Genomic DNA, 18526 nt, shown 5'->3' on the forward strand with positions numbered 1-18526 from the left:
GGCTCACCTTGACTAACATAACGTTTTTTTATCAATTCCAATGTTTTAGCCACCTTCTGTCAATTTTAATTTATGTATAAGAAAAGCCCGGCGCATACTCCGAGCTATCCTAGAAGACTAATCTAATCAACGATTACCAGTGGTTGAGAGAGGAACACATTACCTCCAATTATTTACCACTGGCTAAGCGGACAATGAGAATCGAACTCATATAACACTTAGGCTGCCGTTCTACCATTGAACTACATCCGCTTTAACAGGCTGAGAATACACCCATCAGCAGCAGTCTTTAACGACCTTATTCAGTTAGTCGCGTTTCCACCCGGTTCCCCGAGTAACTGCCATGGTCGGTGGACAAGGGTACCACCATTACAATCCATTCATTACTCAGCAACTTTCGATCCATCAAATGGGAGCTACCCACTCAACTGCACTACTTACTACTGAACTGGCTCGCCTTGTGAGCTTGTCAGCACTCCATTACCTATCTCAGGCTGGAGCATTAGACCACTTTCATGAATAGATGGCGAAGACTTTTACTTTTTTGATTTTATAATTAACGGTGTAATAGCCCGTTCCATATAGTAATGGAACTAATCTTTCTTGAAATCCAGTGCTTCGCCAGAAGTTCCGGTACCTTTTGAGTATCAAAATGCTTCACTGGACCGATAGGCTTTGGCTGTCACGCTACTAACCATACTTGAATCACATTAGGGACTAGCGATCATTTCCCCATACGATTCAAATTGGCAACCGCCCTTGTCTGACAAACTCGGACTAATCACCTTACTTGCTAAAATCATTCACTACACCAGCTAGCCGTTATGTCGCTACCCGCATTACGGTTTGAGCACTTGCCGCCGCCGTTTACTGGTTCGTTTCTGATTGAACGCCCTCACAGACGCTTTAATAGCTTGCATTGCATGAATTGCCATTACTGGCGGCTAATCGTCAAGTCAACTAACCTTTGGGCTACATCACTGTAGCTTAATGTGTCATGCCACTAAATTTTATGATGGGCTGTTGAAAAGTGCGCATGCTTCCATGCAAAACTTACCCATCAACACAGACAGCAGGAATCGAACCCACGTTAACGGCTTTGGAGGCCGCTCATCTACCATTGAATTATGTCTGTAAATATCGCCTAGTTTTCCGAGCTAAGCGATAGTAAAGCAATCAGGCTGGTAATTGTTGTTTCAAACTCTTAACGGCTTAAGTGTCTGCAATACCTGTTTGCTTTGAACTAGCAAAGGGTTATACCGCGTTGAGGTTAATGCCACTGCTAGTACGGAGTGAGCTGGACTTGAACCAGCAACTCAACTAGTGAGTAACGGTTTAGTAAACCGCTGCAGTACCAAATTATGCTTACCACTCCAACGTAGCCTGTTGGACTCGAACCAACGACAACCTGATTAACAGTCAGGCGCTCTACCAACTGAGCTAAGGCCACAGATTGATGAACGGGATACCGAGCGGGGTGGCTCATATCCATCAATCAACAATATAATAATAATCCCCATTTCCGAGCTTTTTCCGCACATACCTCGCACGTTTGTCGCAGATTTACCGCGAAAACCTCGCACACTTTTTTAACTCCACTCAATTTCAGGCGTTTTAACTGGTTTGTACTTGTGCACGATCAAATCTTCGACCGCATCCGGGTACACTTCAGCAAACATTAGCAGCGCTTGCCGGTGATACTTATCAAACGTCCGATCAGGTAGGTTATCCAGTAACCGTGCACATTTGACGTTGGTATAATGCTTGATATATTTGAATTCTAGTAACTTTGAATAGACCGCAGTCCCTTCATCCACTTCAATTGCAGCAATCACGTTGGTGACCAAACTCGCCATAAACTCCGCATTCACCTTATTAACGTGTTTCTCCTCAATATGATTGCCGTATGACGGACTTTTAGGCATGCCATCCATAGTTGGGCTTTGCAAGCTAAAACTCACCCTACGCGCTCTTAGCACCCATTTACGATAGTCACCTAGTACCCGCTTAGCGTTCTCAATCGTTCGATCTTCATCCACATTCTTAAATATGCTTTTCAAAGTCGCCACCCCTTATACTTGACTGTGCTATAATTTGATTGCTGAGCAAATCGTGGCACTGCCTTACGAGGTAGCGCTTTTTTTATTCTAGATAGTCGTCATAAATCGTAATACATATAACGTCATCTTCTAAACGTGGCTTGCTAATAATTACTTCCTCGTCTACAGCGCTCATTAAATCAGGCACTCTTGAAAAATCAAAGTTCGTAATAAATGTTCTTCTATGACACTTACCTTTTTCAACTTCTAGCTCGAATCCAGCTTTTTTAAGTGCCTTCCCATAACCAAGCGTCACATCACAAGAGCTCGCTGCATCAATTTGAATTTTCATCTTTCTACCCTTCTACCCCCTCATTCTGGCTTGTATGTCCGAAAACAAAAAACTAATTACCGCATTGGCTAACACTTCGGGGAAGCCTGATCCCATCCATGTCGAAACTTCATATACTCCGACCGCATCACTGTCCACACTCGCATGAATGTCATTGAACTGATCAACAATCACTACCCGATCTGACTCAACTTTAACTTTGCAGTCATAAACTGCTGCTAATTTTTTTAGAACACTGATACCCATTTACTTACCCTCCAATTTGTTAGCATCCTCTTTAAGACTTTTAGCTCTTTTTCTAAGCCAATTCGCTCGCTTGGCCTTGAAGTCTTTAATCTCTTTCTTGGTTGCCACACTCAAAATACCGTAGTCATGAACAATAAAATGTTCATCTTTGTAACTAGCCACGCCTATTTCGCCATCCGCTATGCTTACTCCTGAGTCCGTTACCTCATAAACTCCAATCACATCAGATCTCCCATATCGATCTTCAATGAACCAGTACTTATTTGCTGAAAATAGGTTTTTCTTGATCCGATAAACTGATTTTTCACTAGACAATTTATGATCACTTAGCTTAACTTCTAGCTCGTGCAAATAATCATCATTGCTGTCTAAGCGTTTTGTAACTAGCCGATAGTAAATCAACCCGCTTATTGTTCCAATAACTCCGCCAATTAAGGCGCCGCCCAATAATTGCCACATTACTTTTTCACCTCATCTTTTTTTATGAATCTCTAGTGCCATCTGAATACAACAGATCAAATAGAAAATCGCAATGGCAAATGAAATAAACATTCCAATTGCTGTTAACCAGCTAAAGGTCGTAGAAAACAAGCTCAATCCGCTCATAACCGATATGCCAGCACCAATGAATAGAAGCAACGCGGGAAAATACTCAATCAGCATGCTGGCTCAATCCTTTCAGGAATTTTAACTACGGAATACAACTTAAACTTGCCGTCAACTTTAAACCCATCTTCTTCTTTAACTTCAATATGAAGCCCCGCAAAACTTTTATCCCAACCATTATTGGAAACACTGAAAATTTCATAGAACTGATCTGCCAAAGTTTGATTAACCGCTATCGTGATCTTTTCATCCCTTAGCCTTTTCCAATTCGAACGATAGAAAGTGAACTCATAGGTCATTTGTCGTCCTCCACTTGGTAACCATCCAACCATGCGCGGGCAACCAATTCAAAATGTTTGCATACCCATTCGGAATCAATATCTTTTTTGCTTTGCACCGAAATTCGGAAAAATTCAAAAAGACTAAGATCATAGTTATGCGCTGTCTTGATATAATTTGCGACCATTTTAGGAATCACCGGCAACTCAGTATTATCTCGTTCAAAATCCGCGTTATTAATTGGTCCGTAGATTCCATCAGGCTTTGAAATAAACCAATCACCAATATGAAACTCAAACAATCCATTTTTAGTCACCCATGAATTACTGGACGGTTCTGGGACATTCTTTGGAACCGGGTGAGCATATTTTCTGATCATTTTTTGGCTACCATCAAACTGTTCTGCCTGAATTGTTGCCGTTTTACGATAAGTTTTAATCATGCTACGCCTCCTCACCTAGGATGTCATAGCCCCATTCAAAGTGCTGCATGGCCGTTTCTTTAGCCTCAGCTTCAATTTGGGCATCACTTGCATCGACATCAACCTCAATTACTTTATGCCCACCTTCACCAGCTAGTAACGGGTCCCACCAAACATCTACTTTGATTGTTTTCTTATCCATGCTGCACCTCCTATTCATTTTTAATTCGTTGGTTATGATCTTTTACCCAACTGCGGACTCTGAATTTTTTATATCCATGACTCCTGAAGTCTTCACGAATCGCTTGATACATTTTTCGTTTAGCATCAGGCAACAAACTGTGTAGGTAGGCTTTTTTAAACTGACGTTTCTTCATCGTGCCGCCCCCATATCTTATTTGACGTTTATAAATTCATCAGCACATTTTCTATCTCAGCTGACGTCTTATTTTCCATGCCATCAAGTTCTTTAAATCTGACTGCTCTGATATCAGTCCACGATTCAGGATCAATTTCATATCCACATACATCTGGCTGGTACGCTTTAGTTTTAGCGGCAGATACAGAGTTCGCAAACACAATCGCATTGCCTGCGTCCGGGAAATCGTAAATTGATAGCCTATATGCTTTCATGGCGTGCCTCCTATAAATCAGAAATTTTATTTGAGTTTTCGACCACATATTGGGCAAAATCCAATTTGAATACCGGTACCTTTGCCATCACAATTTATAATCATGTGAACCCCATATGCTATGCGAACCTCTAGCCCTTTCTTATCAAATATAGGAAACTTTTTAAGGCAATACTTGCATCCGGCTCTTTTATCTTTATACAGCATTGGCCCAAACCATTTATATGTGCTAAATGATCCCACAACAATTCCGGGGATAACACTTACTAGGAACAAAAGGTATATATATCCCACGGAGCCACCTCCTCGTATTATATAAAGTAGTACTTTCATTTATCTGCAGATTTATTGCAGGAATTCAGCAGATAACCTGCAGATACTTTTAGTTAGCTCCTACTTAATGTCATTTAGAATTCCTTGAAGATCCCGCTTAACATTAATGATTTGATCATGAATAACCTTAGCGCTGGCTTCTGGCTTATCCTTGGTAAATTCAGCTACATCGGCAATCTCTACAAGTAATAAATCTAATAACGTCCCCAAGTCATTAAGGTTATGGACGCTATCAAGGTCATAATTAGTATCGCCAAAAAAATTGATATGACCGATTAGTTCTAGTACTAGCTGTTCAACTGAATACTTTTTCATTTTGCTGCCTCCAGCAACTTAGTTAATTGTTCTTAAATCCTTGCCAATGTATACCGTTTCCATACCGTCATAGTCATCAATTTTGTAGTCATAGCCGTCTGGCACCTCAACGATCTCAAGTTCAGACACTCGGGTATTAGCAGCATCACCATCCGCCAGAATAGTCGCAATCAAATCCTTGTCAGTCCGGTTTTTATCAGGTTCCCACTTCCAGGGTTTAAATTTTTGTATATATCCATCCCAGTCGGTGGACATGTCTTTCAACACAAATTGATCAACTTGGGGGTCTTTTTGAAATAGTTCCAATTGATCAAATGTTTCTTCGGCGAGGCCGGTGTACTTTATAAACGTTTTAGTCATGTCCATATAATCCGCCCTTGAAAATAGCTTTGAAATATATGGGTAAACCTTGATACCTTTACGCTCAGCAACGTGGATCTGTGAAGCCATCGACAGCCGAAATCCGCCAAATTGCCTATTAATAGCTAGTTTCATTTTTAGTCCTCCCCGAAAAGTTCAAACGCTTGCCGCCGCAATTCATCGGTCGGCTCTTTGACTTCAATCATCACTAACTTCATCTCCTGGCACCTCTTCCAAAGCCTTGTCCCAAGAAATATTAAAGTCGCCATTACTTCGTAATCTATCAACTTCTGATTTCGTGAAAATGTCTTTAACCCCATATGAAGCCGCACTATAATTTTTGACACCATTTTCATCACAAAATATATACCCACTTCGCAGACGTACTAAGCGTTGACGATTCATCCCATTGCTAATAAAGACACGAAAATTTTTCTCGTCTTCACGCTCTTCGGCAGGCGTTTCGTGCAGCGCATAAAGCAACTTGATAGATTCGTAGGGAACTTCGTCTGCTTGATACGTTATCAAGACTTTTTCGGAGTCATCACTCATCCACATAGAATTACGACCGGACTGTCTCAGCACAACGCCATGACCATCACTCATATCGGCTTCAATAAAATCAATTGAGGTGTCCCAACCCCTTACTCGCTTATTCGCTTCACTAAGTTTCATTCCGCATCACCTTATCCATTTCATTAGCAATTCTTTGAGTGTCCTTAATCACAGCTTCACGACCTAGTGTTTCAATGTGGTTATCATCAAATCCGATTACATAAAAATATGGTTGACCATCAACTAATGCTTTGCCTTTGCCATTTAATCCTTTAATGCAGTGCTCATAATCAAAATTTCCTTGCATTTGGTCTTGCATTCTGGGTGAAATCATCACTTGACCACCTTGATACTCGACGTTAGGGAAAACGATTCCTGAATAGGTTGCGCCACACCAGAAATTGAACTGATCATAAAATTTATCAGAATAATCGTGTGGTGCATTATTTGGCACTTCAATATAGCCATTTGTAAATTCACCCATTCCTAATGACGATTCATCGACCGTAAAATAGCGGCGCCCTAATTTAGTTGTCTTGATTTCAAAATTCATTCCGCACCCTCCTCAACTAAGGTTGGATTGACCATAAGGCGATCAGTCGGCTGCCAACAACAATTGGCAAGATCATCTAACGTTTTATAGCAAATTCCAATATCTTCCCCATCTCTTAAATTGATTAGATGATATTCCTTTTCACACTCAAACTCTGTAGTCATGCTAACAACTAATCTAGCCCCATTGGCATCTGTAACGATCACGTTACCAACCTGATAGAGGTCATACTTTTCCTGACCTGTGTTATCTCTTAATTTGACCTTCATAACGCTTCTCCTTGATATCCTCATACCGGCCCATTCAGTGACGGCATGTTTCAGCCGTCACTCCAATCTTTAGTAACCACGTACGGTGCGCTGTGTAAGTTGCTACGACCTTGTTCCGTCTTACTGTGCTCCATCGCGTGTTGACGCATCCGCCGCTTTTTCTTACGCATCGTTGACTTCTTGGTATGTTTCCGCTGCTTAGTCATTCTGACCATCCATTTCTGGTTCAACATAGTGACGATCCTTGACATACTTAAGCAAGACACCTTGAACTTCTTTAGCAATTGGCTTAGATAAATGCGAGCTTAAAAACATGATTGCTTCAAAAGCGGCCTCGTTATGATCATCACCGGTGTCATCAATTTCCATACCCACAGACTCAACAAGCAGTTTAACTGCCTTGATTGGCTTGATATTCATTTCTGACAGTCCGTGTTCACCAATCAGAACTAGCGGCTCAATACTGTTGGCCTTTACGTCATCAACAAAGTTATCCAGCTTTTTATTTAACTTCTCATCATCGGTTAAGCCCTGATCAGCAATTTCCTTTAGTGCTGCTATTAAAATGTCGCTTAAACTTGGTTTACTCATAATTAGTCTCCTGCTTTCTAAATTAAATCGGTCCAACTGTAATTGACGTTACTTGTCACTAACGGTTCTTTTTTGCTCTTAGTCGTGCCTTGAAGCTTAACCTTGAAGTCATATTTGCGTATCACAACCGCTTCAACTGGTATTCCCTCATTCAGTGCAAACAGCTTGAATCGCAACCTAACGGCTCTATCAATGCCGTAATCGCCAAAACTATTTTTAACATCGTAAACATGCATGATATTGCCGTCCTTGTCATATACAATAAAATCTGGTGTATACGCAATGGCCGCAATCTTGGCCGGCCCAATAATAGTCTGGCGAGTGAGCTGATATCGTGGGTGCACATCATAGTCATACCCACAAGACTTTATAAAACGCTCGTAGAAGTCTGCTTCTTTACGACTGTCAAATACATAGCCATCCAAGTGAACCTTTGTCCCGCGTTTATTCATGGCCGTAGGAGAGCCACCGTTTCTAATCACTTTGTCTAACCCCCGTTGCCAACTCACGGCCTGTTGCCGTTAAGCTTAATGCCCGTGGCGTATTTTTCATTCGTTTAATGAATCCAGCTTCCTCTAGTTTTTCCAGACGTATAAAGACTGTGCCCTTTGAGGTCAAGCCAGTTTTTCGACCAATCTCTTCGATACTTGGTGCCCAACCAAAAGCCACCGTATATTGATAAATACAATTCAATATCTGTAGATCCGTCACTTTTCGCCTAATCATGAATCCGTTCCTTCTTTCTAATCCTATAGCCCAAAACGATTCCATTTGTATGAATAACCTGCTTGATCACTGTGACTGGTGCGCCTAAAAGTTGTGCCATGTCATTAGCCGTACAAGTCTGAATCTTACGACCACTCTTATCAATTCTTTCAGCTTCCCAAAGCTCGCGTTTTCGCAGATTATACGTCGAGCTTAAGCGCCTTGCCTGGCTGTAAGTTAACTCTGTCGCATCCGAAATCTGTTTTAACGTTTTATTGCCTGCTCGATAAGCGGCCTTAAACATTTTAATCATGTCTGTTTCAGTAGGCCCCTTGCTCAGGGTCGCGTAATACCCCTCATCATCATTAAATTTGGTTTGGTTACTAACGATTGCAACGGGATACTGCCATTCACCGTTCAACCTTTTTGCGTAAATTTCACGCGAAAGCTCGGCATGAGAGCCCTCAGCCAGAACAGGGTGCCCATGAACTGCTTTAATTGCAATCATCTTCACCCCTCCTGTGCGACCGGCTTATTAGCCAAAAACTTGTTAGCAAAGTATTCTTGGCCCTTACCAGTAATCAACGGCGTATAGCGTGTCTTAACGCCATGATTAGTTGTTACAACGGTTGCGCGAACCTCCATAATGCTTAACTCCATCGCGCGCTGTGTAGGCGAGTTGTAACGGTTGCCCAGTGCAATTAAGTAGCCATGAGTACGTAGCCACTCAAACAGACGGTTTTGGCCGATCTTAACGCCCCTTTGCCTTAAAATCTTAGCGAAGGTACCGACATTAACCGAAGTCTCTGAGCCAGCTACTGCATCACCCAATACAGCAGGTATCTGTAAACGCTCATTTTCAAGCTTTAATTGTTCGTTCTCCTTCATCAGGTACCCATAACCGCGCTTCACAACTTCAAGCGGACTGTTCCATTGATTTTCAACTGCTAAAAAATAGCTTCGGAAACGGCTACCAATCGCATTTCTAGGCATCATTGCTAACTGTTTTGCCATATCCACGGTGATTACATAGTCTTGTATTTCCTGCTTTTTTCCTTCCGGGTGCCTTGAGTTATAGGGGGTACTCTTGGTACTCCCTATAAAATCAACGCCTTCTTCAAACAACGGAAAATTATTAGTCACCCATTTGCTGAATCGTTGTGAAATCTGAAGGCCCTTATAAAGCTCTCTGGCAGAAACCACTTGTTGATCACCTTTTACCGAAATTTTAATTAGCTCATCCATATCTACGCCTCATTTCTTGTCGTGTCTAGATTAGCAACGCGTTCAGCTAACACTTGCCGTTCTGCATCGGTTAACTGTTTTCCTGTGAGACACTTAGAGTCCGCCTGTGACTCGTCATTTTTTGCCCACTTCGGCACAATTTCTTTTCGACCAGAATTCTGTCTATAACCAGGCTTATTACGGTTGGCAGCCCGTTGCTCATGCTCTGCTGCGGCTTTCTTTGCCTGATCTAGCGAACTAATTTTTCTCTTTTTCCAGCCGCCAATAACTGCTCGCATGTAGTTCAATGCCCCCCTGGACTGCACATCATGCTCACCGGCAATCTGAATTGCAAAGTCAATCACCTCTGGCTTAAAATCTGTTAGCCACTCATCAATTTCAGGAATAGCAACTGCATTTGGAAATCCCCAAAGGGCTTGCCATTTTTCGAACACGTTTTCGCGTGTCACCCCGTCATCATATAAGTCAGTATCAGTTAGGTCAGGGTCAGTAATAGTAAGATCTTTATGTCCTACTGGTTGACCTCCACCTTGCCCAACTGGTTGGCCTACTTCATCTAAACCGGTTGGGCTACTTTTATCATTCGTAGTTGGGTTACTGGTTGGGTAACCGGTTGTCCTACTATAAAGATTCGTAATTTTATATTCAGGCGGCTTCACATTTTTCTTGCCTTTAACGTACTTTATTAATCCAAGTTGAACTAGTGAGTTACGTGCTTTATCGAGGCCAGGTTCGGATAGTCCTGTCAGACTAAGCAGAGCCGAATTTTTCATGCGAAACTGAACGTCCAACTTACCTTCATCGTTCGCGTAGTCTAGTAACTCGCGATACAGATTATTTTGGCCGTTAGAGACACTCGCTTCATACATTTTAAAATTGCGGTACGCCCGTCTTTGTTTGAAGTAATCCAAATCCTCACCTCCTAAGCAATAAGATCATCCGCGCTAATCACATTATCAAGGCACTTAGTTGAGCGGCAGTAATCGCAATGCTCGCAACGTGTGGGCTTATCTTCACCAGTGATAACTCGCTGAATGTGTTCTTGCGCTTCTAATACTTGATTCATAGCGTTTGTAAGCCGATACTCTGGCAAGTCGATAACTTGTTTATCTGGTTCAGCTTGTTTGCTAACGGCCACGATATATGGCTTACAATTAATACCGAATTGCTGTTTAATTAATTCTTGGTAAACTGCCATTTGAAGCTGGTAGTTGTACTCATATACAAATGATTTATCATACTTGTGTGTTTCGGCATTGTAATAGCCTTTGTAAATATCGGCAGTCGTCTTTAAATCGGCAAAGTAGCCACGTTCTAAATTCAAACAATCAATTTTGCCTTTCCACAAATAGCCGCCGATCTTGCCAGTAACGATGACTTCTTTGTCACCTTGATAAAATTTTTTGAACATATCGTCGTTATCTAAAGTGTCAATCATGTTTTCAGCAACTTTAAATGCTTTTTTTAATCGTCCTTTAGTAGTGCCTCTACTTGAAATAGCTTCCGGATGTTCGCTTACAAACCTTTCATGTGCTGCTTCACTTTCAAAGAAACTATGCAGCCAATTGCCAACCACTAAAGCGGTAGGATCGTTTTCAGGCTTCCAAGACTGTTTTAATTCGGCTATTGCCTCTGCTTCACACGCTAAAAACTTTTTAAACCATGTCGGTGACATGTATTGCCAATCGGTCTTAATGTCGTAATAATTACTCGGCGTCAACGTCATCAAGGTTCGTGAATAGTTCTGTTTGTCCATCTGCCCCAGCGTCTTCATCATTTAGCGTAGCCTCCTCGTTGTTTGGCTCAATTGGAGCCTCATCCGTAATATCTGGCTCTGCTGCTACTTGGCCCTGCTGCTCGCCAACATCGGCCATCAAAGACCGCTTAGGCGGCGTCACATCTTTAGGATCGTCTTCATACTCGTCATTAGTTGTGTTATTAACGGCTTGCACAAATAAATCATTATCAGAACTGGAATTAATGAAGAACTTAGCTGCACGATTAATAATGGTGCGTTTAGCCATTTCTTCCGGAAATTCATTTTGTACATTCTTAGTTTTTGCATGGCTCCAGCTCATGTCTATATCTTTCTTTGTCATAACCGTATAAGTGCGGTTGCCATCGTTATCTTCAACCCAAGCGAACGCCCCAATGATTGGCTTGTCTAGGTTTTCAAAACTAGGTTCAAACTTTTTAACGACTAACATGCCGTCAACACCACCAATTTCAAATACGTCATCTTTATGAACAATTTGAGCCTGAATGTCTTTCACGTTTGATAGACGCTTCACCACTGAAATAGAACCAAAATAAGAACGTTGCATAACCAATTGAGTACCGTAAGGAATGAAATAACATTGATTTTTAGCCGGTGACAATCCTTGGATAGCCATATTCATCAATGCTTTAATTACAGAACCTTGGTCGCATCTTTCCAACAATGGTTTTCCCTTGGACGTATCACTAAGAATTAAGTAAGCACTATTTAACGCATTCCCTACCGAATAATCAGGAGGCAATGATAGGCCCTCATTTTGCTTCATATCCATAATGTTTTCGTTAACGGTCGTAACTAATTGATTACTCATGGTCTACATCCCCTCCTACTGCAAGCTTGATATCATTCAAATCAAACGAAAATGACTCATTTAATTGGTCAATTTCGTTTTGCGTTACTTGAAAACGTCTGGGGCTCTCAAAAAGAAGGCATTTCATAATATTTCCATCAGCGCCAATAAAAACGTTCGGAAACGACTTTTTCAACGCCAGATAGTATTTCTTTTCTTCATGTCGTTCATCAATTGGAGTGACCGCGTATTCGGCTGCAAGCATGTAAGCTTGGTGACTAAATGGTAATGAATTTGTTAACTCACTAATAAAGATAAATTGGTCAACTTCGCTAACTTTAAGAACTGGTTTGTGTTTGTACCGTACCATTGCTAGACTTTCAACGAAGTCAGTCACTTCGTAATGCTTGCTTAGTGATTCAATCGCTGATTTAAATTCGTTAAATTTCATAAGATATCCGCCTCTTTACCTTCTGCTTTGATTGTTTGCGCAACTATTGGCTTCCATTCTTTGAACTCGTCAAGGACGGCTTCTAGCTTCATACGCTCGTTATTTGATAAGTTGGTTGAATTGAGCCTCGTTTCTAACTCGTTCACCAAGTCAATATACTCAGCGTAGTTGCTAACCTCTGATTTAATTCTTAATTCGTGCATTAGCGTTCCTCCCCAACCGATTGCTCGGTAAACCAGGCGTCAAACTTCACTAGCTCGGCGTTGTAGTCGTCTCTGAGCACGTCATAAGGATTACCGTACTCATCAGCCTGGTAGCCATGGGAACTCAGCCAGCCACTTACAATATCGGGATCATTGGGTATGAAGTCATCGTCACCGTAGTAGCCGGTTAGCTTCCAATATCTAACGTTAGCAACAACCGGTTCACCCTCAATATCAACCATGCCTCCGTTTAAGGGCTCGTCAGGGCCTGCCATTAGCATTGAATCTTCTGCTGCGTTTAATCGGTCTAGCTGGTCAATAAAACTCATGTTGCCGCCTCCTATTCATTTTTAGACGTTGCAATAAGTTTGGTTTGGGCATAAAATAGATACATAAATATTTTTGTAATACATCCAATTGTGTCGTGCGGGTACTACCAATACCTGTGCGACTTTTTTCATACCCATAAACCGCGTTACTTGTTGGCTTCTTCATAAATGTTTTTGGCCTCCTTAGCGATTGCAACGTTCATATCGTGTTTGCTAACCTTGTCGTAACGTTTGTTGCCTAATGTGAATGTGTATGTTTGGTTCATGATATTTCCTCCTAAGCTGTATGCTTACTTTTTAAGTTCTTCATGTAAATCCGCTTAATGCCTTCTGCAAAGGCTGGAATTTTGAACGCTTGATCACTCAATGCGTCAAGGTGATTCATAAATTCCTCATCAGTATGAATGGACCCATCTAAGAACTGGTGATCAACTACTGTGATATGACCCTGTTTCCGTTTTGCCATTTCAATCACTCCTAAACGATTTGATATTTGTGACGTTTTAAGTAAGCCTCACGCTGTAAACAACGTGCCTGAATATCTGCGGTGTCCCAGCCAAGATAGTCACCAATAACGATTTCTAGCATCAATCCGTACTTGATCAGATCAAACATCTGGTTAAAGGCTTCTTCTGGATCATGTAAATCTTTAACCACGCTAACTGGGCTGCCAAACTCATCAAGTGAATCAGTAATTGCTTTGATAGCTTGCTGAGCTTCCTCAATCACCCTGTTATCCATGCTGCTAGCGTTTAAGAAGATATACTTGCTATCAACCGTTGACGGTATCAAACCGCCTGACACTTGATGAAGGATATCAATTAGCAGATACCCGCTTTGTTTCGGTAAAGCCTCAAGCAGCGGCTCAATTTGTTCAAACTGCAGCTTGGCTTTACCGGTTCGCAGTTTTGAAATTAATGGCTGCGAATAATCCATTTTCTTTGCCAACGTGACCGTTGACATTTTGTTTGCCCACATGGCCGTTGGTAATGTTTTGTTGACCATCGCTGTCCGACTCATGATTAAATTGACTGTCATAAACTTTCCCTCTAAACATTTAAAATAACGTGCTCTCTTACACGGTCCTGCATTGAATTGACTACCGTATGAAACTCAGTTCGTAATGATTGATCATCCATGGCCTCGTAAAAGGCTCGCGGTGCATCAGGATTGACTTTCATCAACGAGTCAACCAGCGTCTTACGTGATATACCTGTCATGCTTCTCGCTCCTTTCGTTCCTCCTTATGAGATAATTAGGTAAAGGAGGTGATATGATTGATTCTTTTGGCAGCCAGTACAAATGAATATTGGCTTAATGAAGTAGACTGGAAACTTATTGGGGTCTATGTTGTACCGGTACTGAGTGCCATTGCTAGTTACGTTTTAGGACGACTTTCCAATTCTATCGGTCAAAAACAGAAAGTTAGAGCCGAAAGATATGAGAAAGTCTATTTACCCATAATTCAAATTTTATTAGAACGAAAATACTGGCAGATTCCACCACACAAGGCTCATAGAACAATTGTTACCGATTTTTATCCTATTCTTTCGAAAAATCTTGGGCTTCTTGGTAAAAAATCAGCGTTAAACTTTTCTAATTTTGTAATGCCACTCTTTACCCACAAGATTGACCTTGGCATTAAAGAAGATGAAATGCATCCGAATCCGATTGAAGGGAAATCCAACAGAATTTATCAGATTCCAGAAGAACACCTGAAAGAATACGACAAAACATTTAATGAACTGGTATTATCCCTACTCCGAGAAGGTAGCCGATTATCAAGAAAGCTAAAATATCCAAACATATCAAAAACCATTTTAAGAATGTATTCTGAACAAGAGCATGAATGAATAAACCAGTAAATCCAAATGCCAAGCTAACTAATTGAACCTCTAGAACATTCATTTATTCACCCACATCTTATATTTGCTTTTTTCTAGGCTAATCAAGTATTGACTGATCGCTAACATTTGACCGGATACTTCAGCTAATTCACCTTCGCCACAATCTTTTGAATACTCGCTAAGTAACTGCAATTGCTTAGCGAGTATTTTTTTAATTTTCTTTTCACTCATCCTCTCGCCTCCTTTCATCCTCCTTATGCGATAATCAGGTAAGGAGGTGATTAATATGAAAATTAGTTCTAAAGATTTAAATGGCTCAATTTCAAAATCAGTATCAGATTCCCTGGAAGGCATTGATATTGACGCTGAATTAGAAACATTTAAAAAGTTTTATTGGGAAACAAAGCATACTCATTTGACTTGGGAAAGAGAGATCATTACTGAAATTCTTAACAAGGCTCAACAAGAATCCGTTAAGGCATCACTTACAGCAACTGTTTCTCTTTTAAAAGATTTAGGTTTAATTGATGTTGAGGATTAATCATCAATCCAACCTTTCAAACCAGTAAAAACTTCTGAGCTACCGAGGACTATATTTTCCTTGATGGCTTTTTTTTCAAAAGTTTCATCAATGAATTGCTTAAGCGTGTTCCAATCAGATTTGTTTAATCCATCTAAACTATCAGCAATCAAATGCAACTTTCCTGCTTCCATCCTCTCGCCTCCTTTCATAGTTGATAGCGTTCCATAACCTGCCCAGATAATTTCTAATCAATCTATCCATTCATATGAGATAATTATCGTAAGGAGGTGATTAATTATCATTACTATACTTACGCTTATCTTTGCTGGAATTTCTGCCATAGGTGTAGTCATTCAATTGATAATGGCAATAATCGATAATATCGGGCATATTCAAATTCAAGAATTTCAAGCAAGAAAATCAGTTCAAAACATCGGTCAGTTGAACTTCTATCTTAAAAATGTTGGTAACAAAACTGTTCTACTTACTGATATTTGCTTCCTGTGTAATGGTCAGAAAACACATTTGAAACCAAGGCGCGTTTACAATCAGTTCTTAAATCCCACTAGATTTGATGCAGGTGGTTCTCTCTTGCTAGGATATGAATTTGAGCCTGACTTGAACATTACCGAAATTCTTATCACTTCAACAAGTTCGATAAACGGTTTGAAACGACAAGCATCATTTCCGATAACTCTTAACTTTAATAATTAGTAATACGATATTTCCTAATGCTGAAATTCCCATCAGCACACACAATGCTAAATCCATTTATCATTTCCTCGTTAATATAGATTAAGTGTTAATTTGTAGGATTCTGTGATGGCTGCAACCATTACAGAATTTTCTTTTCCGAATAAATGATTTGCTTGGTCGATTCTTTGCCTAACTCCTCTCCGCCCATCAATCACTTCTTTCATAGCATCCACCGATCCATAACCGCGCTCCGTGTGATAATTAAGTTGTTGGGAATTACGAAACTAGTTTACGTCTTGAATTCGTTTCGATTTTCTCAACGTTTTTGAGAAAAAATTTTTGAAATCAATCTCTATTCCTAATGCTTCTGAAATAATTGGAATTTCTGTTGACTTAAAATTAATCTCACCATTCTCACGTTTGTTATAGCTTGATCTGCCTTCTAGCCCTAGCAGATCAGCCATCTGTTTTTGAGTAAGTCCCTTTTGTATCCGTCTTGACTTAACCAATTTTAAATTAATTTCGTAGTCCATTGCATCACCTTCTTTGTTTCGTTTATCTCAACTTTCATAATTCATTATACGTTTCTAAAATCGAAACGTCAATACTTTTGTTTCTATTTTTTCAACTTTTGGTATCTTTTTTAGCAACACTGCTAGAATATAGTTGTAAAAACAGAAACGATAGGAGGAACAGCATGGCTGATAGTAAACTTGCTAATAAGATTATTAATCTACGTGAACGTAAAGACATGAAGCAATCAGAACTGGCACGTCGCCTAGGTTTGGACAAATCATCAATGAGCAAAATTGAAAACGGCACGCGTAAAGTTTCAAGCGACGAGCTAAACAAGCTCGCTGATATATTCGAAGTGACTGCAGATTATCTATTAGGCAGAAAAGTTGATTTAGGTGACGTTCCGGTCGCCGCCCATATTGATGGCGAATTTGATGGCTTGACCGAAGAAGAACGCCAAGAAATTATGGACTACATTGAGTTCAAGAAAGCTCAATATAAAAAGCGTCACGAAAAGGACTGAGGCTGATTGGATAAATTGGAAAGTCTGATGTCGCAATATCCAAACATTACGTTTGATTTTGAACCAATGCCCATGAAACTTGGCGGGCTTACAGTAGATAAAGAGATTACTATTAATAGTAATAAGACCAAAACTGAGCAGTTTCAGTGGCTCTTAGAAGAACTTGGCCACGTTGAAACATCGGTTGGGGATATTAGCGACTACAACGAGATTACAAGTATGCGGCAAGAACATGCTGCACGAAAATGGGGATTTACACACTACCTATCCGAGAAAGATTTAAAGGATATCGTTAAGGAGCATCCCGAAAATGATTATGAGGTTGCTGAGGACTTGGGGTTACAGATTCCGTACCTACATGAAATTGGATTTACATACGGATTTAATTTTAAGCACGCAACCGACTAACTTAATTTTTTTACCTTGGAGGGTTTTAAATGGAGATTAAGAAGCCTAACAATATGGCAATGATAATGTTAGATATTATCGCTGTTGTATTAATGCTTTTATACTTTGTACCAGCATTATCATATAGAGCGTTCTATATTATTTTAAGTGTAGCAGCCACACTTTTTGCCTATCACAATAGTAAGAACTCAATCAGTTTGATCATAATGATTATTGGAATTCTATTCCTTGTCTATGTACTTTTTACTGGCAGCTACTATTTGTTGTATGCCTGGTAGGTATTAATTGATCAGTAAGATTGGAGAATAAAGATTATGAAATATTGTCAACAGTGTGGTAACAAATTGAATTCTGGTTCTATATTTTGCGATAAATGTGGTACTCAAGTAGCAGATATCGAAAAGGTAGCCACAATGTTTTGCACAAATTGTGGTACTAAAATACCTGCAACTTCAAATTATTGCACAAATTGCGGGTTCAGTACTAATAACTCAAACAATAGCAATCCAGCACCGGCCTTGAAGGACATTGCCTACAATGAATCTAAAGATCCAGATCCAATTACATCTTTTGCTTTAATTTTCCGCGACACATTCAAGGTCTCAAAAAGATTGGGACGAGCTGATTACTGGTGGGCCCGCTTAACTACTCTCGTAATAGGATCGTCACTAAGCATTTGTTGGATTGCTTTGCTTAGTCAATTTAGTGGCTATGATTTACCAAGCAGTAACATTAGATGGCTCGCTTTCCTACTTATTGGCCTAAGCATTCTTTTCGCCGTTTGGGGATTGATTGCCTTAATAACTGCGGGCATTCGAAGACTACATGATTTAGGATATTCTGGCGCGTTAATGCTACTCATCCTATTACCAACCTTGGGCGATTTAATCATACTAATCTTATGCATGTTACCGTCCAAACAAAACGGCAACCGCTACATTAATTAACTTATTAAAATGGGG

At 40.3% G+C, this 18526-nt stretch carries 38 protein-coding genes and 4 tRNA genes; 6 read left to right on the forward strand and 36 right to left on the reverse strand.

Translation table 11 applies throughout. From position 1 onward, the window contains the following. Positions 1-186 precede the first annotated feature (186 nt). From FFM84_RS16130 to FFM84_RS16150, 33 genes are all read right to left on the reverse strand, one after another. Positions 187-252: transfer RNA gene (locus FFM84_RS16130), tRNA-OTHER, on the reverse strand. 812 nt (positions 253-1064) lie between these two features. After that, positions 1065-1135: transfer RNA gene (locus FFM84_RS11065), tRNA-Trp, on the reverse strand. A gap of 153 nt (positions 1136-1288) precedes the next feature. Continuing rightward, positions 1289-1375: transfer RNA gene (locus FFM84_RS16135), tRNA-Ser, on the reverse strand. A gap of 2 nt (positions 1376-1377) precedes the next feature. Beyond that, positions 1378-1450 (reverse strand) — tRNA-Asn (locus FFM84_RS11070). Positions 1451-1589: 139 nt separating this feature from the next. Further along, the gene (locus tag FFM84_RS11075; RefSeq protein WP_130844104.1) at positions 1590-2060 is read right to left on the reverse strand and encodes an ArpU family phage packaging/lysis transcriptional regulator; all 471 of its coding nucleotides are present in this window, start codon (positions 2058-2060) and stop codon (positions 1590-1592) included. 82 nt (positions 2061-2142) lie between these two features. Then, positions 2143-2391 (reverse strand): hypothetical protein, encoded by a 249-nt coding sequence (locus FFM84_RS11080; RefSeq protein WP_130844103.1) that lies wholly within the window; start codon positions 2389-2391, stop codon positions 2143-2145. Between the two features lie 12 nt (positions 2392-2403). Then, a complete protein-coding gene (locus FFM84_RS11085; RefSeq protein WP_130844102.1) occupies positions 2404-2637 on the reverse strand; it encodes a hypothetical protein in 234 nt (77 codons plus the stop codon). Continuing rightward, a complete protein-coding gene (locus FFM84_RS11090; protein WP_130844101.1) occupies positions 2638-3096 on the reverse strand; it encodes a hypothetical protein in 459 nt (152 codons plus the stop codon). A 197-nt stretch (positions 3097-3293) separates the two neighbouring features. Continuing rightward, entirely contained in the window at positions 3294-3542 is a 249-nt protein-coding gene (locus FFM84_RS11095; protein WP_130844100.1) for a hypothetical protein, read from the reverse strand. Next, a complete protein-coding gene (locus FFM84_RS11100; RefSeq protein ID WP_130844099.1) occupies positions 3539-3964 on the reverse strand; it encodes a DUF1642 domain-containing protein in 426 nt (141 codons plus the stop codon). The genes FFM84_RS11095 and FFM84_RS11100 overlap by 4 nt, the downstream gene beginning before the upstream one ends. A gap of 1 nt (position 3965) precedes the next feature. Then, a complete protein-coding gene (locus tag FFM84_RS11105) occupies positions 3966-4145 on the reverse strand; it encodes a hypothetical protein (RefSeq protein ID WP_130844098.1) in 180 nt (59 codons plus the stop codon). A gap of 10 nt (positions 4146-4155) precedes the next feature. Continuing rightward, complete coding sequence (locus FFM84_RS16140) at positions 4156-4320, reverse strand: hypothetical protein (protein WP_165450279.1); 165 nt, start codon at positions 4318-4320, stop codon at positions 4156-4158. Positions 4321-4348: 28 nt separating this feature from the next. Continuing rightward, entirely contained in the window at positions 4349-4576 is a 228-nt protein-coding gene (locus tag FFM84_RS11110) for a hypothetical protein (protein WP_130844097.1), read from the reverse strand. A gap of 392 nt (positions 4577-4968) precedes the next feature. Beyond that, on the reverse strand, positions 4969-5223 hold the full coding sequence (locus tag FFM84_RS11115; RefSeq protein ID WP_130845764.1) for a hypothetical protein: 255 nt from the start codon (positions 5221-5223) through the stop codon (positions 4969-4971). 18 nt (positions 5224-5241) lie between these two features. Beyond that, positions 5242-5718: a hypothetical protein gene (locus FFM84_RS11120; protein ID WP_130845763.1), complete on the reverse strand. Its 477-nt coding sequence runs from the start codon at positions 5716-5718 to the stop codon at positions 5242-5244. A 63-nt stretch (positions 5719-5781) separates the two neighbouring features. After that, the gene (locus tag FFM84_RS11125) at positions 5782-6258 is read right to left on the reverse strand and encodes a hypothetical protein (RefSeq protein WP_130845762.1); all 477 of its coding nucleotides are present in this window, start codon (positions 6256-6258) and stop codon (positions 5782-5784) included. Continuing rightward, positions 6248-6691 carry a hypothetical protein gene (locus FFM84_RS11130; protein WP_130845761.1) on the reverse strand — a complete coding sequence of 148 codons (444 nt, stop codon included), beginning with the start codon at positions 6689-6691 and terminating at the stop codon, positions 6248-6250. The genes FFM84_RS11125 and FFM84_RS11130 overlap by 11 nt, the downstream gene beginning before the upstream one ends. Further along, positions 6688-6960, reverse strand: a complete 273-nt coding sequence (locus FFM84_RS11135) for a hypothetical protein (RefSeq protein WP_130845760.1) — start codon at positions 6958-6960, stop codon at positions 6688-6690. The genes FFM84_RS11130 and FFM84_RS11135 overlap by 4 nt, the downstream gene beginning before the upstream one ends. Before the next feature lie 50 nt (positions 6961-7010). Beyond that, positions 7011-7166, reverse strand: coding sequence for a hypothetical protein (locus FFM84_RS16145; protein WP_165450326.1), 156 nt, complete (start codon positions 7164-7166; stop codon positions 7011-7013). Then, positions 7159-7551 carry a hypothetical protein gene (locus FFM84_RS11140; RefSeq protein WP_130845759.1) on the reverse strand — a complete coding sequence of 131 codons (393 nt, stop codon included), beginning with the start codon at positions 7549-7551 and terminating at the stop codon, positions 7159-7161. Before FFM84_RS11140 ends, FFM84_RS16145 begins: the two co-directional genes overlap by 8 nt. A gap of 17 nt (positions 7552-7568) precedes the next feature. Continuing rightward, a complete protein-coding gene (locus FFM84_RS11145) occupies positions 7569-8003 on the reverse strand; it encodes a DUF1064 domain-containing protein (RefSeq protein WP_130845758.1) in 435 nt (144 codons plus the stop codon). A gap of 22 nt (positions 8004-8025) precedes the next feature. After that, positions 8026-8277 carry a LexA family protein gene (locus tag FFM84_RS11150; RefSeq protein WP_165450325.1) on the reverse strand — a complete coding sequence of 84 codons (252 nt, stop codon included), beginning with the start codon at positions 8275-8277 and terminating at the stop codon, positions 8026-8028. Beyond that, complete coding sequence (locus FFM84_RS11155; RefSeq protein ID WP_130845756.1) at positions 8270-8764, reverse strand: hypothetical protein; 495 nt, start codon at positions 8762-8764, stop codon at positions 8270-8272. Before FFM84_RS11155 ends, FFM84_RS11150 begins: the two co-directional genes overlap by 8 nt. 2 nt (positions 8765-8766) lie before the next feature. Next, positions 8767-9501: a phage antirepressor KilAC domain-containing protein gene (locus FFM84_RS11160; RefSeq protein ID WP_130845755.1), complete on the reverse strand. Its 735-nt coding sequence runs from the start codon at positions 9499-9501 to the stop codon at positions 8767-8769. 2 nt (positions 9502-9503) lie between these two features. Continuing rightward, entirely contained in the window at positions 9504-10412 is a 909-nt protein-coding gene (locus tag FFM84_RS11165) for a DnaD domain-containing protein (protein ID WP_165450324.1), read from the reverse strand. A gap of 11 nt (positions 10413-10423) precedes the next feature. Further along, positions 10424-11278 carry a PD-(D/E)XK nuclease-like domain-containing protein gene (locus FFM84_RS11170; protein WP_308779293.1) on the reverse strand — a complete coding sequence of 285 codons (855 nt, stop codon included), beginning with the start codon at positions 11276-11278 and terminating at the stop codon, positions 10424-10426. After that, positions 11208-12089 (reverse strand): recombinase RecT, encoded by an 882-nt coding sequence (locus FFM84_RS11175; protein WP_130845754.1) that lies wholly within the window; start codon positions 12087-12089, stop codon positions 11208-11210. The genes FFM84_RS11170 and FFM84_RS11175 overlap by 71 nt, the downstream gene beginning before the upstream one ends. After that, positions 12082-12519, reverse strand: coding sequence for a hypothetical protein (locus FFM84_RS11180; RefSeq protein WP_130845753.1), 438 nt, complete (start codon positions 12517-12519; stop codon positions 12082-12084). Before FFM84_RS11180 ends, FFM84_RS11175 begins: the two co-directional genes overlap by 8 nt. Beyond that, a complete protein-coding gene (locus FFM84_RS11185; RefSeq protein WP_130845752.1) occupies positions 12516-12722 on the reverse strand; it encodes a hypothetical protein in 207 nt (68 codons plus the stop codon). The genes FFM84_RS11180 and FFM84_RS11185 overlap by 4 nt, the downstream gene beginning before the upstream one ends. Continuing rightward, positions 12722-13051, reverse strand: coding sequence for a hypothetical protein (locus FFM84_RS11190; protein ID WP_130845751.1), 330 nt, complete (start codon positions 13049-13051; stop codon positions 12722-12724). The genes FFM84_RS11185 and FFM84_RS11190 overlap by 1 nt, the downstream gene beginning before the upstream one ends. Positions 13052-13328: 277 nt before the next feature. After that, positions 13329-13517, reverse strand: coding sequence for a hypothetical protein (locus FFM84_RS11195; protein WP_130845750.1), 189 nt, complete (start codon positions 13515-13517; stop codon positions 13329-13331). An 11-nt stretch (positions 13518-13528) separates the two neighbouring features. Beyond that, the gene (locus tag FFM84_RS11200) at positions 13529-14089 is read right to left on the reverse strand and encodes a hypothetical protein (RefSeq protein WP_130845749.1); all 561 of its coding nucleotides are present in this window, start codon (positions 14087-14089) and stop codon (positions 13529-13531) included. Positions 14090-14100: 11 nt separating this feature from the next. After that, positions 14101-14271: a hypothetical protein gene (locus tag FFM84_RS16150; RefSeq protein ID WP_165450323.1), complete on the reverse strand. Its 171-nt coding sequence runs from the start codon at positions 14269-14271 to the stop codon at positions 14101-14103. Positions 14272-14328: 57 nt separating this feature from the next. On the opposite strand from FFM84_RS16150, the gene FFM84_RS11205 reads away from it, so the two are divergent. After that, a complete protein-coding gene (locus FFM84_RS11205; protein ID WP_130845748.1) occupies positions 14329-14904 on the forward strand; it encodes a hypothetical protein in 576 nt (191 codons plus the stop codon). Between the two features lie 51 nt (positions 14905-14955). Here FFM84_RS11205 and FFM84_RS16155 read toward each other — a convergent pair whose 3' ends face one another. After that, entirely contained in the window at positions 14956-15129 is a 174-nt protein-coding gene (locus FFM84_RS16155) for a hypothetical protein (protein ID WP_165450322.1), read from the reverse strand. A 55-nt stretch (positions 15130-15184) separates the two neighbouring features. On the opposite strand from FFM84_RS16155, the gene FFM84_RS11210 reads away from it, so the two are divergent. Beyond that, positions 15185-15439 carry a hypothetical protein gene (locus FFM84_RS11210; RefSeq protein ID WP_130845747.1) on the forward strand — a complete coding sequence of 85 codons (255 nt, stop codon included), beginning with the start codon at positions 15185-15187 and terminating at the stop codon, positions 15437-15439. Here FFM84_RS11210 and FFM84_RS16160 read toward each other — a convergent pair. Next, the gene (locus tag FFM84_RS16160) at positions 15436-15612 is read right to left on the reverse strand and encodes a hypothetical protein (RefSeq protein ID WP_165450321.1); all 177 of its coding nucleotides are present in this window, start codon (positions 15610-15612) and stop codon (positions 15436-15438) included. The genes FFM84_RS11210 and FFM84_RS16160 overlap by 4 nt on opposite strands. A 789-nt stretch (positions 15613-16401) precedes the next feature. Next, positions 16402-16650 carry a helix-turn-helix transcriptional regulator gene (locus FFM84_RS11215; protein WP_130845745.1) on the reverse strand — a complete coding sequence of 83 codons (249 nt, stop codon included), beginning with the start codon at positions 16648-16650 and terminating at the stop codon, positions 16402-16404. Between the two features lie 164 nt (positions 16651-16814). Between FFM84_RS11215 and FFM84_RS11220 the strand changes: the two genes are divergently transcribed. From FFM84_RS11220 to FFM84_RS11235, 4 genes are read left to right on the forward strand one after another with little or no spacing between them, the layout of a single operon-like run. Continuing rightward, positions 16815-17156, forward strand: a complete 342-nt coding sequence (locus FFM84_RS11220) for a helix-turn-helix domain-containing protein (RefSeq protein ID WP_130845744.1) — start codon at positions 16815-16817, stop codon at positions 17154-17156. 6 nt (positions 17157-17162) lie between these two features. Further along, positions 17163-17564, forward strand: coding sequence for an ImmA/IrrE family metallo-endopeptidase (locus FFM84_RS11225; protein ID WP_130845743.1), 402 nt, complete (start codon positions 17163-17165; stop codon positions 17562-17564). A 29-nt stretch (positions 17565-17593) separates the two neighbouring features. Continuing rightward, positions 17594-17842 (forward strand): hypothetical protein, encoded by a 249-nt coding sequence (locus FFM84_RS11230; protein WP_130845742.1) that lies wholly within the window; start codon positions 17594-17596, stop codon positions 17840-17842. Between the two features lie 36 nt (positions 17843-17878). Further along, positions 17879-18511 (forward strand): zinc-ribbon domain-containing protein, encoded by a 633-nt coding sequence (locus FFM84_RS11235; protein ID WP_130845741.1) that lies wholly within the window; start codon positions 17879-17881, stop codon positions 18509-18511. Positions 18512-18526 lie beyond the last annotated feature (15 nt).

Origin of the sequence: Lactiplantibacillus mudanjiangensis (assembly GCF_005405385.1) — a bacterium.
Lineage (GTDB): Bacteria > Bacillota > Bacilli > Lactobacillales > Lactobacillaceae > Lactiplantibacillus > Lactiplantibacillus mudanjiangensis.

What these genes read in the sequence shown, in the direction of transcription:
- FFM84_RS11100 (WP_130844099.1), bottom strand. Translation starts at nt 3,964, where the DNA reads ATGATTAAAACTTATCGTAAAACGGCAACAATTCAGGCAGAACAGTTT.
- FFM84_RS11080 (WP_130844103.1), bottom strand. Translation starts at nt 2,391, where the DNA reads ATGAAAATTCAAATTGATGCAGCGAGCTCTTGTGATGTGACGCTTGGT.
- FFM84_RS16140 (WP_165450279.1), bottom strand. Translation starts at nt 4,320, where the DNA reads ATGAAGAAACGTCAGTTTAAAAAAGCCTACCTACACAGTTTGTTGCCT.
- FFM84_RS11145 (WP_130845758.1), bottom strand. Translation starts at nt 8,003, where the DNA reads ATGAATAAACGCGGGACAAAGGTTCACTTGGATGGCTATGTATTTGAC.
- FFM84_RS11190 (WP_130845751.1), bottom strand. Translation starts at nt 13,051, where the DNA reads ATGAGTTTTATTGACCAGCTAGACCGATTAAACGCAGCAGAAGATTCA.
- FFM84_RS11155 (WP_130845756.1), bottom strand. Translation starts at nt 8,764, where the DNA reads ATGATTGCAATTAAAGCAGTTCATGGGCACCCTGTTCTGGCTGAGGGC.
- FFM84_RS11140 (WP_130845759.1), bottom strand. Translation starts at nt 7,551, where the DNA reads ATGAGTAAACCAAGTTTAAGCGACATTTTAATAGCAGCACTAAAGGAA.
- FFM84_RS11235 (WP_130845741.1), top strand. Translation starts at nt 17,879, where the DNA reads ATGAAATATTGTCAACAGTGTGGTAACAAATTGAATTCTGGTTCTATA.
- FFM84_RS11110 (WP_130844097.1), bottom strand. Translation starts at nt 4,576, where the DNA reads ATGAAAGCATATAGGCTATCAATTTACGATTTCCCGGACGCAGGCAAT.
- FFM84_RS16145 (WP_165450326.1), bottom strand. Translation starts at nt 7,166, where the DNA reads ATGACTAAGCAGCGGAAACATACCAAGAAGTCAACGATGCGTAAGAAA.
- FFM84_RS16160 (WP_165450321.1), bottom strand. Translation starts at nt 15,612, where the DNA reads ATGGAAGCAGGAAAGTTGCATTTGATTGCTGATAGTTTAGATGGATTA.
- FFM84_RS11215 (WP_130845745.1), bottom strand. Translation starts at nt 16,650, where the DNA reads ATGGACTACGAAATTAATTTAAAATTGGTTAAGTCAAGACGGATACAA.
- FFM84_RS11220 (WP_130845744.1), top strand. Translation starts at nt 16,815, where the DNA reads ATGGCTGATAGTAAACTTGCTAATAAGATTATTAATCTACGTGAACGT.
- FFM84_RS11185 (WP_130845752.1), bottom strand. Translation starts at nt 12,722, where the DNA reads ATGCACGAATTAAGAATTAAATCAGAGGTTAGCAACTACGCTGAGTAT.
- FFM84_RS11135 (WP_130845760.1), bottom strand. Translation starts at nt 6,960, where the DNA reads ATGAAGGTCAAATTAAGAGATAACACAGGTCAGGAAAAGTATGACCTC.
- FFM84_RS16150 (WP_165450323.1), bottom strand. Translation starts at nt 14,271, where the DNA reads ATGACAGGTATATCACGTAAGACGCTGGTTGACTCGTTGATGAAAGTC.
- FFM84_RS11095 (WP_130844100.1), bottom strand. Translation starts at nt 3,542, where the DNA reads ATGACCTATGAGTTCACTTTCTATCGTTCGAATTGGAAAAGGCTAAGG.
- FFM84_RS11175 (WP_130845754.1), bottom strand. Translation starts at nt 12,089, where the DNA reads ATGAGTAATCAATTAGTTACGACCGTTAACGAAAACATTATGGATATG.
- FFM84_RS11130 (WP_130845761.1), bottom strand. Translation starts at nt 6,691, where the DNA reads ATGAATTTTGAAATCAAGACAACTAAATTAGGGCGCCGCTATTTTACG.
- FFM84_RS11180 (WP_130845753.1), bottom strand. Translation starts at nt 12,519, where the DNA reads ATGAAATTTAACGAATTTAAATCAGCGATTGAATCACTAAGCAAGCAT.
- FFM84_RS11210 (WP_130845747.1), top strand. Translation starts at nt 15,185, where the DNA reads ATGAAAATTAGTTCTAAAGATTTAAATGGCTCAATTTCAAAATCAGTA.
- FFM84_RS11230 (WP_130845742.1), top strand. Translation starts at nt 17,594, where the DNA reads ATGGAGATTAAGAAGCCTAACAATATGGCAATGATAATGTTAGATATT.
- FFM84_RS11085 (WP_130844102.1), bottom strand. Translation starts at nt 2,637, where the DNA reads ATGGGTATCAGTGTTCTAAAAAAATTAGCAGCAGTTTATGACTGCAAA.
- FFM84_RS11120 (WP_130845763.1), bottom strand. Translation starts at nt 5,718, where the DNA reads ATGAAACTAGCTATTAATAGGCAATTTGGCGGATTTCGGCTGTCGATG.
- FFM84_RS11115 (WP_130845764.1), bottom strand. Translation starts at nt 5,223, where the DNA reads ATGAAAAAGTATTCAGTTGAACAGCTAGTACTAGAACTAATCGGTCAT.
- FFM84_RS11150 (WP_165450325.1), bottom strand. Translation starts at nt 8,277, where the DNA reads ATGATTAGGCGAAAAGTGACGGATCTACAGATATTGAATTGTATTTAT.
- FFM84_RS11195 (WP_130845750.1), bottom strand. Translation starts at nt 13,517, where the DNA reads ATGGCAAAACGGAAACAGGGTCATATCACAGTAGTTGATCACCAGTTC.
- FFM84_RS11090 (WP_130844101.1), bottom strand. Translation starts at nt 3,096, where the DNA reads ATGTGGCAATTATTGGGCGGCGCCTTAATTGGCGGAGTTATTGGAACA.
- FFM84_RS11200 (WP_130845749.1), bottom strand. Translation starts at nt 14,089, where the DNA reads ATGACAGTCAATTTAATCATGAGTCGGACAGCGATGGTCAACAAAACA.
- FFM84_RS11160 (WP_130845755.1), bottom strand. Translation starts at nt 9,501, where the DNA reads ATGGATGAGCTAATTAAAATTTCGGTAAAAGGTGATCAACAAGTGGTT.
- FFM84_RS16155 (WP_165450322.1), bottom strand. Translation starts at nt 15,129, where the DNA reads ATGAGTGAAAAGAAAATTAAAAAAATACTCGCTAAGCAATTGCAGTTA.
- FFM84_RS11105 (WP_130844098.1), bottom strand. Translation starts at nt 4,145, where the DNA reads ATGGATAAGAAAACAATCAAAGTAGATGTTTGGTGGGACCCGTTACTA.
- FFM84_RS11125 (WP_130845762.1), bottom strand. Translation starts at nt 6,258, where the DNA reads ATGAAACTTAGTGAAGCGAATAAGCGAGTAAGGGGTTGGGACACCTCA.
- FFM84_RS11170 (WP_308779293.1), bottom strand. Translation starts at nt 11,278, where the DNA reads ATGATGAAGACGCTGGGGCAGATGGACAAACAGAACTATTCACGAACC.